At 68.1% G+C, this 14,589-nt stretch carries 14 protein-coding genes and 1 pseudogene; 11 read left to right on the top strand and 4 right to left on the bottom strand.

Going from position 1 to position 14,589, the window contains the following annotated elements; all coding sequences use genetic code 11:
• Nucleotides 1-11 precede the first annotated feature (11 nt).
• The gene (locus JE033_RS05455) at nucleotides 12-653 is read right to left on the bottom strand and encodes a TetR/AcrR family transcriptional regulator (protein ID WP_200329956.1); all 642 of its coding nucleotides are present in this window, start codon (nucleotides 651-653) and stop codon (nucleotides 12-14) included.
• 90 nt (nucleotides 654-743) lie between these two features.
• Here JE033_RS05455 and JE033_RS05450 point away from each other — a divergent pair, with 90 nt between their 5' ends.
• Nucleotides 744-1,586: an alpha/beta fold hydrolase gene (locus JE033_RS05450; RefSeq protein WP_200329954.1), complete on the top strand. Its 843-nt coding sequence runs from the start codon at nucleotides 744-746 to the stop codon at nucleotides 1,584-1,586.
• Nucleotides 1,587-1,612: 26 nt separating this feature from the next.
• Here the strand turns inward: JE033_RS05450 and JE033_RS05445 are convergent, their stop codons facing one another.
• Nucleotides 1,613-2,194 (bottom strand): hypothetical protein, encoded by a 582-nt coding sequence (locus JE033_RS05445; RefSeq protein ID WP_234037101.1) that lies wholly within the window; start codon nucleotides 2,192-2,194, stop codon nucleotides 1,613-1,615.
• 113 nt (nucleotides 2,195-2,307) lie between these two features.
• Here JE033_RS05445 and JE033_RS05440 point away from each other — a divergent pair, with 113 nt between their 5' ends.
• The 7 genes from JE033_RS05440 (at nucleotide 2,308) to JE033_RS14895 (ending at nucleotide 11,016) form a co-directional block, all read left to right on the top strand.
• On the top strand, nucleotides 2,308-3,042 hold the full coding sequence (locus JE033_RS05440; RefSeq protein WP_200329952.1) for a CYTH domain-containing protein: 735 nt from the start codon (nucleotides 2,308-2,310) through the stop codon (nucleotides 3,040-3,042).
• Entirely contained in the window at nucleotides 3,039-3,257 is a 219-nt protein-coding gene (locus tag JE033_RS05435) for an HPP family protein (RefSeq protein WP_200329950.1), read from the top strand. Before JE033_RS05440 ends, JE033_RS05435 begins: the two co-directional genes overlap by 4 nt.
• Before the next feature lie 175 nt (nucleotides 3,258-3,432).
• Nucleotides 3,433-4,857 carry an FAD-binding oxidoreductase gene (locus JE033_RS05430; RefSeq protein WP_200329948.1) on the top strand — a complete coding sequence of 475 codons (1,425 nt, stop codon included), beginning with the start codon at nucleotides 3,433-3,435 and terminating at the stop codon, nucleotides 4,855-4,857.
• On the top strand, nucleotides 4,854-5,243 hold the full coding sequence (locus JE033_RS05425) for a cupin domain-containing protein (protein WP_200329945.1): 390 nt from the start codon (nucleotides 4,854-4,856) through the stop codon (nucleotides 5,241-5,243). The genes JE033_RS05430 and JE033_RS05425 overlap by 4 nt, the downstream gene beginning before the upstream one ends.
• Nucleotides 5,244-5,361: 118 nt before the next feature.
• Nucleotides 5,362-6,702, top strand: coding sequence for a uracil-xanthine permease family protein (locus tag JE033_RS05420; protein WP_090146907.1), 1,341 nt, complete (start codon nucleotides 5,362-5,364; stop codon nucleotides 6,700-6,702).
• 153 nt (nucleotides 6,703-6,855) lie between these two features.
• Nucleotides 6,856-10,617: an AAA family ATPase gene (locus JE033_RS05415; RefSeq protein WP_200329943.1), complete on the top strand. Its 3,762-nt coding sequence runs from the start codon at nucleotides 6,856-6,858 to the stop codon at nucleotides 10,615-10,617.
• Between the two features lie 24 nt (nucleotides 10,618-10,641).
• Nucleotides 10,642-11,016, top strand: a complete 375-nt coding sequence (locus JE033_RS14895; RefSeq protein ID WP_370567938.1) for a hypothetical protein — start codon at nucleotides 10,642-10,644, stop codon at nucleotides 11,014-11,016.
• Nucleotides 11,017-11,078: 62 nt separating this feature from the next.
• Here JE033_RS14895 and JE033_RS14890 read toward each other — a convergent pair.
• Together JE033_RS14890 and JE033_RS05405 are read right to left on the bottom strand one after the other, a co-directional pair.
• Nucleotides 11,079-11,171, bottom strand: a pseudogene (locus tag JE033_RS14890) (FmdB family zinc ribbon protein); the annotation flags it as partial.
• Nucleotides 11,172-11,237: 66 nt separating this feature from the next.
• Nucleotides 11,238-11,831: a 5-formyltetrahydrofolate cyclo-ligase gene (locus JE033_RS05405; protein WP_200329939.1), complete on the bottom strand. Its 594-nt coding sequence runs from the start codon at nucleotides 11,829-11,831 to the stop codon at nucleotides 11,238-11,240.
• A gap of 75 nt (nucleotides 11,832-11,906) precedes the next feature.
• Here JE033_RS05405 and galU point away from each other — a divergent pair, with 75 nt between their 5' ends.
• From galU to JE033_RS05390, 3 genes are all read left to right on the top strand, one after another.
• Nucleotides 11,907-12,836, top strand: a complete 930-nt coding sequence (gene galU / locus JE033_RS05400; RefSeq protein ID WP_200329937.1) for a UTP--glucose-1-phosphate uridylyltransferase GalU — start codon at nucleotides 11,907-11,909, stop codon at nucleotides 12,834-12,836.
• A gap of 5 nt (nucleotides 12,837-12,841) precedes the next feature.
• The gene (locus JE033_RS05395; protein ID WP_090147447.1) at nucleotides 12,842-13,450 is read left to right on the top strand and encodes a GNAT family N-acetyltransferase; all 609 of its coding nucleotides are present in this window, start codon (nucleotides 12,842-12,844) and stop codon (nucleotides 13,448-13,450) included.
• An 87-nt stretch (nucleotides 13,451-13,537) separates the two neighbouring features.
• On the top strand, nucleotides 13,538-14,587 hold the full coding sequence (locus JE033_RS05390) for a hypothetical protein (protein ID WP_200329935.1): 1,050 nt from the start codon (nucleotides 13,538-13,540) through the stop codon (nucleotides 14,585-14,587).
• Nucleotides 14,588-14,589 lie beyond the last annotated feature (2 nt).

Raw genomic sequence — 14,589 nt, 5'->3', positions numbered from 1 at the left:
GCGGTCGTGTTCTATTCGGGCGCGCACGGTTTGTTCGGATCAAATTCCGCCGATTCGTGCCTCGTGCTCTCGGCCTGCGTTCCGCCCGCCTCACGCGACGTCTCGTGGGCGATGAGCACTTCCGCCGCCAGGCGAGCCTGTGCTGCGGACGATGGATCCTCTCCGATCGCCGCAGTGCTCTGCGCCCCCTCTGCGAGGATGGAGAGCTGGGCGGCGAGCAGCTCCGAGCCGCCGGCGGTGCGTACGAGCTCGGTCATGCACTGCTGGAACGACGCCTTGTGATCTCGCACGATCGCAGCGACGTGCGATCGGGTGCCGCCGAGTTCGCCGAACGCGTTGATGAACGCGCATCCGCGGAATGCTGGATCGCGAAACCAGCCGTCGAGGTAGTCGAATACGGCGAGCAAGCGCCTCCGGGTGTCGTTCCCGGCCTGCGACACCTGCTCGGCGAGGCCGCGCTCCCACTGCGCGTGTCTGCGCGCGAGCACCTCGGTGATCACGGCGTCTTTCGATGGGAAGAGAGCATAGAGGCGACGAAGAGACACACCGGCGCTCGATCGAATCTCATCCATGCCGACGGCGGAGAAGCCTTTGCGGTAGTAGAGATCCTCCGCTGCTCCGGCAATGCGCTCACGCGCCTCTGCATCATCCATCCCACCAGTGTACTTGACAGAGAACGTACGTTCTCGTACAGTGAAACCAGCGCGAGAACGATCGTTCTCGCCGGGAAGAAGGAGCACATCATGGGTTACATCACCGTCGGCACCGAGAACAGCGCCCCCATCGATCTGTACTACGAAGACCAGGGATCCGGTCAGCCCGTCGTGCTCATTCACGGCTACCCGCTGAACGGGCACAGCTGGGAGCGTCAGACTCGCGAGCTGCTCGCCTCGGGTTACCGCGTCATCACCTATGATCGCCGTGGCTTCGGCGGTTCCTCGAAGGTGCATGCGGGCTACGACTACGACACGTTCGCCGCTGATCTCAACACCGTGCTCGAAACGCTCGATCTGCGCGACGTCGTGCTGATCGGGTTCTCCATGGGAACCGGGGAGCTCGCGCGTTATGTCGGCACCTATGGTCACGAGCGGATCGCGAAGCTCGCGTTCCTCGCTTCGCTCGAGCCCTTCCTCGTGCAGGCGGACGACAACCCGGAGGGCGTCCCCCAGAGCGTCTTCGATGGGATCGCAGCAGCGGCGAAAGACGACCGGTACGCCTGGTACACGCAGTTCTTCTCAGACTTCTACAACCTGGATGACACGCTCGGCTCCCGCATCAGCCAGGAGGCCGTGACGGGCAGCTGGAACGTAGCCACCGGGAGCGCTCCGGTCGCGGCGTACGCCGTGGTGCCGAGCTGGATCGAGGACTTCCGCGGCGACGTCTCGGCCGTACGAGAGAGTGGCAAGCCGACCCTGATTCTCCACGGCACCGCCGACAACATCCTGCCGATCGACGCGACCGCCCGGCGCTTCTCGAAGCTCGTGCCGGATGCCGACTACGTCGAGGTCGAGGGTGCACCGCACGGCCTGCTCTGGACGCATGCCAACGAGGTGAACGCGGCGCTCGCGAGCTTCCTCGCGAAGTAACTACGAGCGGCGCGACCGAGGGGCGATCATCCGCCGCTGAAGGGCGGATTGATCAGCAGGTCCGCGCGTTCGGTGAGAAACGAGCTGAGGGCCGGTGCACCCGAGAGGGGTGCGCCGGCCTTCCATCGCACGCGGATCTCTCCGGAGGCGTAGCCGAGGAGTCCGTCACCCGAAAGCGCCGAATGAGTCGCTGGCGTATCGGCGTCGAGTGGGATGGGCGTCGCGTCGAAGTTGACGGCCTCCCCGACGGCATACCCGCCGCGCAGCGCGGCGGCGGCGATCTCCCGCCGCTCCTCCCGGGAGACCGACTGGTAGCCAGGGCGCCCGCGCTCCGCGGCGCGTGTCGCCTGTCCGAGCCCGTAGAGCGAACCCGAGTCGGCGAGTAGCAACGATCCGATGCGCCAGACCTCGCCGATCGGACGCATCAATCCCGGTTTCATGCGCAAGAAGCCGCGGCGGGGTGGCACGTACTCCGCCAAGAACTCCCGCGGAACCCTCGATGCCGCGAGGCGTTGCGCGGTCGCGCTGCACGCGGCCCGCGCGCGCTCGACCGCGGCGACGAACTCGGGTGGCACGGTTGTCGCTCGCGGCTCGGGTGACTCGGACACCCGCACAGTGTAACGCCGGCGCGATGCGCGATCCATCGGGCGCACCAGCAGCCGGACGACCCGTTCGACGAGGCTCTCCGATCCGTGCGAGAGCGGCGACATAGACTGTAGGAATGAGTCAGAACGCCGGTCAGCAATCGCTCGAAGTCGAGCGCAAGTACGATGTCGCGGCGGATCTCCTGCTGCCTCCCGATGCGGCGTTCGAAGAGGCGGGGCTGCGTGCCGCGGCGCCGATCACCTACGAGCTCTCAGCGATCTATTTCGACACGAGCGATTCAGATCTCGCGAGGCGCGGGCTCGCGCTGCGCGTGCGGCGCGGCGGGTCGGATGCGGGGTGGCACCTGAAGCAACGGGGTGAGGATGGTGTGCGGGAGCTCTTCTGGCCGCTGAGCGACGCCATGCCCGAGGGAGTGCGTTCGGAGCTGCGTGAGCGGATCGGCGGTGCGGCAGACGCGGTCGCGCCGATCGCTGAGCTCAGCACGGAGCGCACCGTCGTCGTGCTCAGCGACGCCGCCGGTGCAGAGCTCGTCGAGCTCGCGGATGATCGAGTCGAGGCGTTCGACCGTGTCGAGGGTGTCGCGCGCGCCTGGCGCGAGTGGGAGGCCGAACTTCTTCCCGGTGCCCCGGCCAGCGCTCTCGACGTCGTCGAACCTGTGCTGCTCGCCGCAGGGGCGGCGCCGTCGCTCAGTCTGGCGAAGATCGCGCGCGCAACGGGCCGCCTCGTCGACGCGGCGCGACGTTCGGGTGCTGGCGCGGATCGGATCGTCGCGCTCGAAGCACTCGACCGGGCGGATCGAGCCGCTGCTGATGCGCGCGCTGATTCCCGAACCGAAGGAGCTGCAGAATGAGGAACACCCCGGATCGAGGCGATCGCGACAGATCGCCATCCGAGCCGCCGTCGCCCGGCGCGCGACGCAAACAGATCATCGTCGGGCTCGTCATGGGGCTGATCATGGGCGTGGTGCTCGGCGCGCTGACGCAGTTCTGGCTCTGGCTTCCGGCCGGTCTCGCGATGGGGCTCGCGACGGGTGCCATCATGAAGCCGCCGGCTGACCGGTCCTGAGCAGGGAGCTGCTGCAAGCGTTTGCTGATTTCGCAGTGATATTGCCATCTCGATTGCGGAATCGAGCGCATTCGGTGAGAATTTGCCGGATCGCGTAGATTCACTTCACGAATGATGGTGTACACCTCAGCCGGAGTGTGCGAGGATCGAGACGGACATCGAGGACGAGGAATCCATGCACCCCACCATTTTTGAAACCCGCACGCCCGACACGAAAGTGATCGACGACTCGCTCGCCGACACGAAGTTCTCCTGCTTCTGGACGGATGACGTGGAGGCGCAGGCTCCGAGGCACCCCGAGCTCAGCGGAGACCAGCAGGTCGACGACGCCGTGGTCGGAGGTGGATTCTCCGGGCTGTGGACGGCGATCAAGCTCAAGACCGAGCACCCGGATCGCCGTGTCGTGCTCATCGAGGCGGTTCGGGTCGGCTGGGCGGCCTCCGGTCGCAACGGCGGGTTCTGCGAGGCGAGCATCACGCACGGCGAGCCCAACGCGGAATCGCGGTGGCCGAACGAGACAGGCACGCTCCGTCGCATCGGCTACGAGAACCTCGACGCGATCGAGCGCTTCGTGAACGAGCACAATCTCGATGTCGACTTCGAGCGCAACGGCGCCCTGTCGGTGGCGAACGAGGCCTACCAGCTCGACTGGCTCGGCGAGAGCGAGGACGAGCACGTCGTCACCCTCGATCAGGAAGCCGTGCAGCGGCGCATCGCCTCGCCGACCTTCCTCGGCGGTGAGTTCTCGCCGAGCGAGAATGCGAACATCCATCCCGCGAAACTCGCGCTCGAACTCGCACGGCACGCCGCCTCGATCGGCGTCGAGATCTACGAGGGCTCCCCGGTGGAGAAGCTCGAGGGTTCTGCCGAAGAGCCGATTCGCCTGACCATCGCGAACGGCAGCGCCGTCGTCGCAGAGCGCGTCGCGCTGTGCACCAACGTGTTCCCGTCACTGTTGAAGCGCTACCGCTTCCACACGATTCCGGTCTACGACTACGTGCTGATGACGGAGCCGCTCACCGACGAGCAGTTGGCATCGATCGGATGGGAGGGGCGAGAGGGGCTCTCAGACCTCGCGAACCAGTTCCACTACTCGAGGCTCACGAAGGACAACCGCATTCTCTGGGGAGGCTACGACGCGGTGTATCACGCGGGCGGCCGCATCAAGCGGGAGTACGAAGACCGCATGGAGAGCCATCGGAAGCTCGCGAGTCACTTCTTCACGACGTTCCCCCAGCTCGCAGGCGTCAAGTTCTCCCATCGGTGGGCCGGAGCGATCGACTCGAGCACCCGGTTCTGCGCGTTCTTCGGGCAGGCGCACGGCGGCAGGGTGCAGTACGTGTCCGGATTCACCGGCCTCGGCGTGGGCGCGACGCACTTCGCGGCGGAAGTCATGGTGGATCGCTTCGAGGGCCGCGTCACTGAGCGCACCGAGCTCGAGATGGTGAAGCAGATGCCGCTGCCCTTCCCGCCGGAGCCGGCGGCGTCGATCGGCGTCAACCTCTTCCGCTGGTCCTTCGACCGCGCCGACCACAACGGCGGCAAGCGGAATCTCTTCCTGAAGACGATGGACGCCGTCGGATTCGGGTTCGACTCGTGAACGCGCTGCTTCCCGACGGCCGCAACGTCTCCGTGCAGGGCGCCCGGGTCGATGTCGCACTCGATCCGGTGGACGCCGAAGACACCGTGGCAGGCAGCCCGAAACAGGGCATCGCGGAGCTCGGGCTCATCGGCGACGCCGAGATCGGCATCTGGGAGCTCCGCGGCGGAACCGTCACCGACACCGAGGTCGACGAGATCTTCGTCGTGCTGAGCGGCGGCGCTTCGATCGAGCTGCTCGAGGTGCCCGGTTCGCCGGAGGAGTCCGGTCGCGTCGTCGAGGTGGCCGCAGGAGACGTCATGCGGCTCGTCGCTGGAACGCGGACGCGTTGGACGGTCGCCGACCACATTCGCAAGGTGTACGTCGCCGCCGGGTCGGACGCGTAGGGGAACCCCGGCCCATGGAAAGCTGAGCGCTCGCTGAGCACTAGGATATGTGCTTGGCTGTGCGCTCGAAGGGGTGGCCGTGCGGCTCTTCGCGATCCGGAACCCCTGAGGAGCCCCGATGGCATTGACCTGGAAGCAGCACGGAGACGGCACGCATGTCGCCCCGGAAGCGATCGTCCTCCCCGAGGAGCGGTTGAGCTGGCTGCGTACCATCGGGTTCGGAGCGCAGCACGTCGTCGCCATGTTCGGCGCCACGTTCCTGGTGCCGCTGCTGACGGGTTTCAGCCCCACCGCCACGCTCTTCTTCTCAGGGCTGGGCACGCTGCTCTTCCTGCTGATCACCGGTAATCGCCTGCCGAGCTACCTCGGCTCCTCGTTCGCGTTCATCGCGCCGATTCTCGCCGCGACCGCCGGCGGCGATCCCGAGAATCCGGATCTCGGCCGGGCATCGTTCGGCATCCTCGCCATCGGCGTGCTCATGGCCATCGTCGGACTGATCGTGCACCGCTTCGGTTCTCGATGGATCAACGCGCTGATGCCGCCGGTGGTGATGGGAGCCATCGTCGCCCTCATCGGCTTCAACCTCGCGCCCGCCGTGAAGAACAACTGGAACGCCACAGAGCTCTCCGGGTGGGTAGCGCTCATCACGATCACCGCGGTGCTGCTCATCACGGTGCTGTTCCGCGGGCTGCTCGGCCGTCTCTCCATCGTGCTCGGCATGGTCGTCGGCTACGTCGCTGCGGCCCTCATGGGGGAGATCGACTTCTCGAAGGTCGGCGATGCCCCGTGGCTCGGTCTGCCGTCGTTCCATGCGGTCGGCAACCCGTTCGCCGATCCGACGCTCTGGGGCCTGCTCCCAGCGTTCCTGCCGGTCGTGCTCGTGCTGATCGCGGAGAACGTCGGCCACGTCAAGAGTGTCGGGCTCATGGTGAAACGGGATCTCGATCCGCTCACCGGGCGCGCGCTGCTCGCCGACGGGGTGTCGACGATGCTGGCCGGGTTCGGGGGAGGATCTGGCACGACCACGTACGGCGAGAACATCGGCGTCATGGCCGCCACGCGCGTCTACTCCACTGCCGCCTACTGGGTCGCCGGGCTCTTCGCGGTGCTGCTGAGCTTCTCTCCGAAGGTCGGAGAGCTCATCTTCTCGGTGCCCTCCGGTGTGCTCGCCGGTGTGACGGTCGCGCTCTACGGCCTCATCGGCCTCATCGGAGTGAAGATCTGGATCGATAACGGCGTCGACTTCTCGAAGCCGATCAATCAGTTCTCGGCCGCAGTGCCCCTCATCGTCGGGATCGCGGACTTCACCCTCCAGGTCGGGTCGGTGCTCTTCAACGGCATCGCGCTCGGAACGATCGCCGCTGTGGCCGTCTACCACCTCATGCGCGGGCTCGCGAAGCTGCGCGGCGGTGAAGTGCAGGTGGCTGATCCTGTCGTGACGGGCGCAACGCGCGACTGAGACGGCGACGCGCCGCGAAACTCCGGGGAATCAGCGCGGATTCCCGGGAGTTCTGCGTAGGGTGGCGGTGTGTGGAGTGTAGATCGGTTACGGCGACCTGAAAAGGGCCGCGGCGCGGAGAGCGCCGAGTCATCTTCCACGCGCGCGAACGGCGTGGACTCGGAAGCGGCGGCGCAGACGCAGAACGTCGCGGAGCAGCCGGTGAACGAGGGCGCGCTCGCCAAGGCGCCTTCCCCGGCGCCCCGTGATGAGCCCGACCTCGCAGCCGAGCTGAGCGGACCGGTATCGCTCGTCGACGTGTACGCCGACGAGCACGCCGACTGGCGGCGCGAGCTCGCCAGCATCGGCGGGAAGAACGCCCTGCTGCACTTCGATGATCGACCGTTCAACCGCATCGAGCTCTCGACGACCCACCCCGGCGGGCTCCCGCAGTTCATTACGGGCAATAAGATCCTCCTCTCCGCGCTCATCCGTGACGATCTCGCCCTGCGGCACGCCCGCAAGGCCGCCGGCCGAGTCACCGACAAGGCGATCGAGATGCGCACCGTCCGTGGGCTCGAGACCGTCAACCTGGGTGTCGGGATCGCGAAGTGGGAATTCGAGGGCGAAGAGTTCTGCGCGCCGGTGCTGCTCCGCCCGCTCGCCATCCGTCGCTACGGTCGTGACTTCGAGCTCAAGCTGAAGCAGTTCCCCGTGGTGAACTCCGAGTTGATCCGCGCGATGCGCGAGCAGTTCGGCATCAGCGTCGATGCGCGCTCCCTCATCGAGCTGTCGCAGTCGGAGGGCGTCTTCAAGCCCCAGCCCGTGATCGATCGGTTGCGGCAGATGGCGGCCGGGGTGCCGGGGTTCGTGGTGCAGCCGCGCCTCGTCGTCTCGTCGTTCCACAATGTAGCCCAGTCGATGGTGGCCGACGCGAAGGACCTGACGTCACCCGTGCTCGCTGCGGTCTGCGGGAACGAACCGGCGAAACGTCAGCTCGCCGCGACCTATCGTCCCGTCTCGGCGACGCCGCCCGATGAGCGGTCGCCCGATACTGATCGGACCCTCTACGACGCTGACGCGGAGCAGGACGATGTGCTCGCGCAGATCGACGCCGGCCATTCGCTCGTCGTGCACACTCTCCCGGGCACCGGCGGCACGCAGACCGTCGTGAACGCGATCGGCAACCTCGTGCGCGCCGGCAAGCGCGTGCTCGTCGTCTCCCCGCGGCGCGCGACGCTCGACGGCATCACGCACCGGTTGGCCCGTGTGGGTCTCGCGGGTCTCTCGGTCAGCCCGCGCCGTCTGCGGCGCAATCTGGTCGAGTCGATCAGCCGGAACGAGAACGCCCGAACTGAGCAACTGCGCGACGTCGATGAAGCACTGGTGCGACTGCGCGGCGTGCTGCTCGACTATCAGACGGCGCTCTCCGCACCCGACGAGCGCTTCGGCGTCTCGCCGCTCGACGCGCTGCGCAGGCTCACCGCCCTGTCGCTCGAGGAGCGGCCGCCGAGTACGACGGTGCGGCTCGACGACCAGGCTCTCGGCCAGCTCACCCTCGATCGATCCTCGGTCGCCGAAGCGCTCACCGAGGTCGCCCGATTGGGGCAGTTCCAGTACGGCCCGGAGGATTCGCCCTGGTACGGCGTCAGCTTCAGCACGACCGAGGAGGCGCGCTCGGCCTACGGTACGGCGGTGGATCTCGCCGAGTCCCAGCTGCCGCGTCTGATCTCGATGTCGAACGAGCTCATCGGCCAGACGTCGATGCGCCCGTACGAGACGATCGCCGAGCTCGGCGTCTATCTCCGGTTGCTCATGGGCATCCGGGAGACCCTCGACCGCTTCACTCCCGAGGTGTACGACCGGTCGCTCACCGAGGTCATCGCCGCGCACGCCCCGCGGGGAGATGACGAGATGTCGGCGGCGAACAAGCGACGGCTCCGCAAGCTCGCCCGCGAGTACGTGCGACCCGGGGTGCACATCTCCGACATGTACTCGCGACTCGTGCAAATCCAGCAGCAGCGCGTGCTCTGGCAGCGATACACGACGGTGGTCGGAGCCCGCCCGGAGGTTCCGCTCGGCATCTCGGATGTCGTCGTCGCCTTCCAGTCGGCGTACCAAGATCTCGACGCGCTCGATCGCGTGCTCGGCACCACGGCGGACGCCGATCGGCTGAAGACGCAGTCGCTCGCCCGGCTCGCGAGCCGCATTTCGGATCTCGCCCGCGAGTCCGAGGTGCTGCAGAACATCCAGGAGCGCACCGCCATCGTCGAGCGCATGCGTTCGGCGCACCTCGAGCCCCTGCTCGACGACCTCTCAGCGCGCCACGTGCCAGCTGAAGACGTCGCCGACGAGCTCGAACTGGCCTGGTGGCAATCCGCGCTCGAACGCATGCTGCAGAGCAATGAGGCGTTGCTGAGCGCGAACACGAGCGTCATCGAACGACTCGAGGCCGACTTCCGCCTCGTCGACGACGCGCACGCGGGAGCGAACGGTGCGCTGCTCGCAGCCTCGCTCGCCGACTCGTGGCGCATCGCGGTGCTTGACTTCAAGCAGGAGGCTCTCGCGATGCGGGAGGCGCTGCGCAGCGGATACGTCTCGCCGCAGTCGCTCGCCCAGCGAGCTCCCAACCTGCTCGGCGTGCTCGCCCCCGTGTGGACGATGTCGCCGTACGAGGTCGCCATGCTGCCCGACTCGATGCGCTTCGACGCCGCGGTGGTGGTCGATGCTGGAGCGACGACGCTCGCCGAGAACCTCGGCGCCATTCGACGCGCGGACCAGGTCATCGCCTTCGGCGACACCATGACGCAGACGCCCTCGCACTTCGACATCGCCGTGGGCGCGTCGGATGAAGAGCGCGAAGCGGTCGACGCCGACGCACTGCACCGCAGCTCGGCATTCGCGCAGCTCGGCGAGGTGCTGCCGACCCTGACGCTCACCCGCAGTTATCGGGCCGGCGGCGAAGACCTCACGAACCTGGTGAACAGCCGCTTCTACGGCGGGGCGATTCAGTCGCTGCCCTGGGCCGGAAGCTTCCTCAACCACTCGAGCCTGACGTACGAGTTCGTGCGCGGCGGCCAGGGGCTCCCCGATCAGCAGACCGGCGCGGTCGAGAGCACCGACGCCGAGGTCGAACGCGTGGTGCAGCTGGTGCTGCAGCACGCGAGCGACCGCTCGGGCGAGTCGCTGATGGTCATCACTGCGAGCGAGCGGCATGCGGTGCGGGTGTATCAGGCCGTGCTGCAGGCTTTCTCGAAGTTCCCGCAGTATCGCGACTTCCTGCTCGGCGAGCGCGCAGAGCCGTTCGCAGTGCTCACGCTCGAGCAGGCGACGGCGCAGAGTCGTGATCGCGTGATCTTCTCCATCGGCTTCGGGCGCACGCCCCACGGGCGCGTGCTGTCGAACTTCGGCGGCCTCGGTCGCCCGGGCGGCGAGCGCCTGCTCGCGGTCGCCATGACCCGCGCGCGTCGTGCGATGACGATCGTCAGCTGCTTCAAGCCGGAGGACCTCGATCGCGCCCGCATCAAGCACGGGGTCGTCGAACTCGCGGAGCTCCTGGCCTTCGAGCATCCGGAGCCGGAGGCGCCGTCACTGCCCGCCGAGCGGGATCCGATGCTCGGGGAACTCGCCGATCGGCTTGCAGCGCTCGGGCTGACCGTCGCGATGGACTACCGCGGAGCCATTCCGCTCGCGGCGTCGCTCGAGGATCGCGCAATCGCGATCGACCTCGACCTCGGTGCCGCCGGCGACTACCGGGGTGACAGCCTTCGCGACACGCTGAGGCTGCGACCTGCGGTGCTCCGTCGTCTGGGCTGGCACTACCACCGCGTGCAGAGCTTCGATCTCTTCGCCGATCCCGACGAGGTCGCGCTGCGCATCGCGCGGATCGTCGGGTACGACGCGGGGGAGGGCGCAGCCGGATCCGATCGCGCATGAGCGCGAACGGAGGGGAGTCGCCGCGTGAGCGCCGCTCTCGTCGCGCCAGTCGTCCAGCTGCGCCCGGCGTCGATCAGCATCCGTCGCAGCACCCGCTTGACGGGCGCGCTGCTGAGGACCTGCCGGAGGGCTGGGGCGAGCCCGGCGCGGCCGGCGCGCGCGGTGCCGGAACACGATCGGCGCGCGACGAGGCGCTCAGCCGAGATCGGCCGCCCCACTGGGGGTAGCCGATCGGCTCAGCTGGACGACGACCCGCCGGACGACCCGCTGGAGGAGGAGCCCGAGCTCGATCCCGAGCCCGACTTCGACCCGGAGTCCGACTTCGACCCTGACGACTTCGAAGCCGATCCTGCGCCGGAGTCCGATGAGCTGCCGGAAGACCGGGAATCGGTGCGATAGAACCCGGAACCGTTGAAGGTCACGCCGAGCGAACCGAACACCTTGCGCAGCGTGCCCCCGCACTCGGGGCACTCGGTCAACGATGCGTCGGAGAACGCCTGATAGATATCGAAGGCGTGGCCGCATTCAGAGCAGCGATAAGCGTACGTAGGCACAAGCACCAATGATACCTCTTCGCGCTCGCGCGAGCGCCGAGCCAGCACGGTTCCGCGGACGCGGGCCTACACCTCTCGCGGGTCGGCGAACCGCAGGATGCGCGTCGGTGTGACCGCACCGGCGACGGGCACGTCGTGGGCATCTCGGGGAAGGGACGGATACACGTCCTCGTCGTCGATGACCGCGTAGACCGGTGGGCGACGATGCAGTGTCGCGAGCATCCGGTCGTAGTACCCGAGCCCCCACCCCAGACGGGTCCCGCTCGCGTCGACCGCGCACGCGGGAACGAGCAGCAGATCGACGTCGCCCGCCGCCTCGGTGCCGAGTCTGGGGCCCTCGGGTTCGAGGATCCCGTGCCGACCCTCGATCCGGGCGCCCGTGTCGATCGCCCACTCGATGCGATGACCTGGCAGCGCCACCGGGAGCAGCACGCGCACGCCCGCGTGCGACGCCCACTCCAAGAACGCGCCGATGTCGGGCTCGCTGCCGAGCGGCACGTAGGCGGTCACCGATCGTGCGCCGAAGTCGGAGACCAGGTCGACGAGCTGCCCGGCGAGCGCGTCGCGCCGCCGCTCGCGTTCGCGTGGAGACGCCGAGGCGCGTCGGGCGCGAACTTCTGCTCGCACCGCGATCTTCTCCGAGCGCACCTGCTGAGACATAGCACTCAGCATAGGTCTGAGGCGAGCCCACCGGCACGACTTTGCCGCCTCGGGCGCGGAGGATAGGCTGACCTCATGACTGACACGCAGGTGAAGCACAGCCGTTCGGTGACGAAGGCCGTTGTGCCGGCCGCAGGGCTCGGCACCCGTTTCCTCCCGGCCACGAAGGCCATGCCGAAGGAGATGCTGCCGATCGTCGACAAGCCGGCGATTCAGTACGTGGTCGAAGAAGCCGCGTCGGCCGGGCTGGGCGATGTGCTGATCATCACGGGTCGGAACAAGGACAACCTGCTCAACCACTTCGACAGCGTTCCCGAGCTCGAGTACTCGCTCGAGCGCAAGGGCGACGAGGGCAAGCTCGACAAGGTGCGCGAGTCGAGCGAGGTCGCTGAGGTGCACTTCCTGCGTCAGGGGCAGCCCCTCGGGCTCGGTCACGCAGTCGGCCGCGCGCGCTGCCACGTCGGCGACGAGTCCTTCGCCGTGCTGCTCGGCGATGACCTCATCGATCCACGCGACCCGCTGCTCGATCGCATGATCGCGGAGCACGACTCCCGCGGCGCCACGGTCATCGCGCTCATGGAGGTGCCGCGCGAGTCAGTGCACCTGTATGGATGCGCAGCGGTCGAGACCACGGATGATCCCGACGTCGTGCGCATCACGGGGCTCATCGAGAAGCCCTCCGCCGAGGAGGCGCCGTCGAACCTCGCCATCATCGGACGGTATGTGCTGCGGCCCGAGATCTTCGACGTCATCGATGAGCTGCCGCCGGGGCGCGGCGGCGAGATCCAGCTCACCGATGCGCTGAACTATCTGGCGAAGGGCAAGGGCGACGGCCCCGTCTACGGTGTGATCTTCCGCGGGCGGCGCTACGACACCGGCGACCGCGCCGATTGGATCAAGGCGAACGTGTTGCTCGGCGTCGACCACGAAGAGCTCGGCGACGAGATCACCGAGTGGGTCATCGGCTTCGCGGACCGCCTCCGCGAGCAGCGCTCCGAGGGCTGACCGAGGTGCCGCTCGGCCGCGAGATCGACGACCCGGGGCTGCTCGCGTCGGGTCGCGTGGCAGTGCGGATCATCCGCTGGGCGGATGCGGAGCCGCTGCGCAGGCTCCTCACCGACAATCGTTCCTGGCTGCAGCGGTGGGAGGCGACGCACCCATCGGGTCGCAGCGTCGTTCCGGGATCCGTGTCGATGCGGCCGATGATCCGCACCCTGCGCAGGCAGTTGCGAGCCGGAAGCGGCATGCCCTTCGTGATCCTCTACGACGGCGTCGTCGTCGGGCAACTCAGCGTGTCCGAGATCAGCGGCGGAGCGCTGCAGTCGTCGCAGCTCGGCTATTGGGTCTCGGAGCACGTTGCCGGTCGGGGCGTCACCACGACGGCTGTGGCGCTCGTGATCGATCATCTCTTCTCCGCTCTCGGCCTGCATCGCGTCGAAGTGTGCATCCGGCCTGAGAACGACCCGTCGCTCCGGGTCGTCGAGAAGCTGGGGCTGCGCCGCGAAGGGCGCAGGGAATCGTACATACACATCGATGGGGCCTGGCGCGATCACGACGTCTTCGTCGCTCTGCGAAGCGATGCGAGCGCTGGCTACGTCGCGAGGGTATCCCGGGACTGAGCGCTCCGGCGCCGCATTCGCGGTGGCATCGCAGCATCGCGGCGCGCCGATGACAGCGCCTCGCGCGGACGCCGTACAGTGATCCCCATGACTGGCGGCGTACTGGGCGGAGGCGTGATCTTCGTGATCGCCGCGCTCCTGTGGGGTGCCGTGCTGGTTCCCAACTGGGCACGACGGCGCGAGTTCCGCGCGGCCGAGAAGAATGCGCTGAGGCTCCAGCGCACCCTTCGCCTGCTGGCGGAGACCTCTGAGGTGCCGCAAGAGGTGCGTCTCGAGGCCACAGCGCGGGAGGCGCTCGCGCATGAACGCATGCTGCGAAGCGCGCAGAAGCGTCAAGATGCCGAGCGACGAGCCGCTCTGGCAGAAGCGGAGGCAGAACAGGTGCGTGCAGAGATTCGAGCCCGACAGATGCAGCGCAAGCAGGCGGCAGCCGAACGTGCGGCGAAGCTGCGGAAACCGGTGGCGCGGCGCGTGCGCGCGACCGCCGCTCTCGGGGCCCTGCTCGGGCTCATCGGGCTGCTCGTCGGCGCCGGCTTCGCGATCGGTGGAAGCGGGCCCTCGATGCTGATCGGTTCGGCCGCACTCTTCGCCGCTTCGAGCGGTGCGCTCGTGCTTCTCGCTCCCGGTCGAGCACGAGTGCAGGCGGTTCCCGCCGAGCAGGTGACCACGGCGATCGCGACCGCAGTGGTGGAATCCGCGCCGCAACTCGTCGAGGCGCCGGACCCCGCGCATGCGGCGGCCGCTGCGACGGCGCACGCGGAAGCTCAGCGCGCGGCCGCGGAGCGCATCGAACTCGCCCGTGCTCGGGCCCGCGCTCGTGCGGAGCGCCCCGCGCCGCAGGAGAACCAGACGGATTCGATGCTGCTGCGCGAAGTGCGCAAGCAGCTCGCTCAGGCCGCAGAGACGCCGGTCGATCCTCGTGCCGCTGCAGCGTCGGCTGCGGCTGAAGAGCAGGCGCGCCAGCAGGCGCAGGCCGCTGAGGACGCGCGCCTGCGGGAGCAGGCCAGGCAGCGCGAACTGCGCGCCCAGCAGCAGGAGGCGAGCCAGCGACTCCGCAACATGGGCGTGGTGGGCGATACTGCCACCGGCATGCCCGATCTCGACGCCGTGCTTCGCCGTCGCCGCAACGCCGGTTGAGA

The organism is Leucobacter sp. L43, from assembly GCF_016597785.1.
GTDB classification, from domain to species: Bacteria; Actinomycetota; Actinomycetes; order Actinomycetales; family Microbacteriaceae; genus Leucobacter; species Leucobacter alluvii.
Note: the sequence above shows the minus strand (reverse complement) of the source record. Positions and strands in the feature narration are given on the sequence as shown.

Coding starts and splice junctions, on each gene's coding strand:
- JE033_RS05455 (WP_200329956.1), bottom strand. CDS start 653: ATGGATGATGCAGAGGCGCGTGAGCGCATTGCCGGAGCAGCGGAGGAT.
- JE033_RS05450 (WP_200329954.1), top strand. CDS start 744: ATGGGTTACATCACCGTCGGCACCGAGAACAGCGCCCCCATCGATCTG.
- JE033_RS05440 (WP_200329952.1), top strand. CDS start 2,308: ATGAGTCAGAACGCCGGTCAGCAATCGCTCGAAGTCGAGCGCAAGTAC.
- JE033_RS05435 (WP_200329950.1), top strand. CDS start 3,039: ATGAGGAACACCCCGGATCGAGGCGATCGCGACAGATCGCCATCCGAG.
- JE033_RS05430 (WP_200329948.1), top strand. CDS start 3,433: ATGCACCCCACCATTTTTGAAACCCGCACGCCCGACACGAAAGTGATC.
- JE033_RS05420 (WP_090146907.1), top strand. CDS start 5,362: ATGGCATTGACCTGGAAGCAGCACGGAGACGGCACGCATGTCGCCCCG.
- JE033_RS05405 (WP_200329939.1), bottom strand. CDS start 11,831: ATGTCTCAGCAGGTGCGCTCGGAGAAGATCGCGGTGCGAGCAGAAGTT.
- galU (WP_200329937.1), top strand. CDS start 11,907: ATGACTGACACGCAGGTGAAGCACAGCCGTTCGGTGACGAAGGCCGTT.
- JE033_RS05390 (WP_200329935.1), top strand. CDS start 13,538: ATGACTGGCGGCGTACTGGGCGGAGGCGTGATCTTCGTGATCGCCGCG.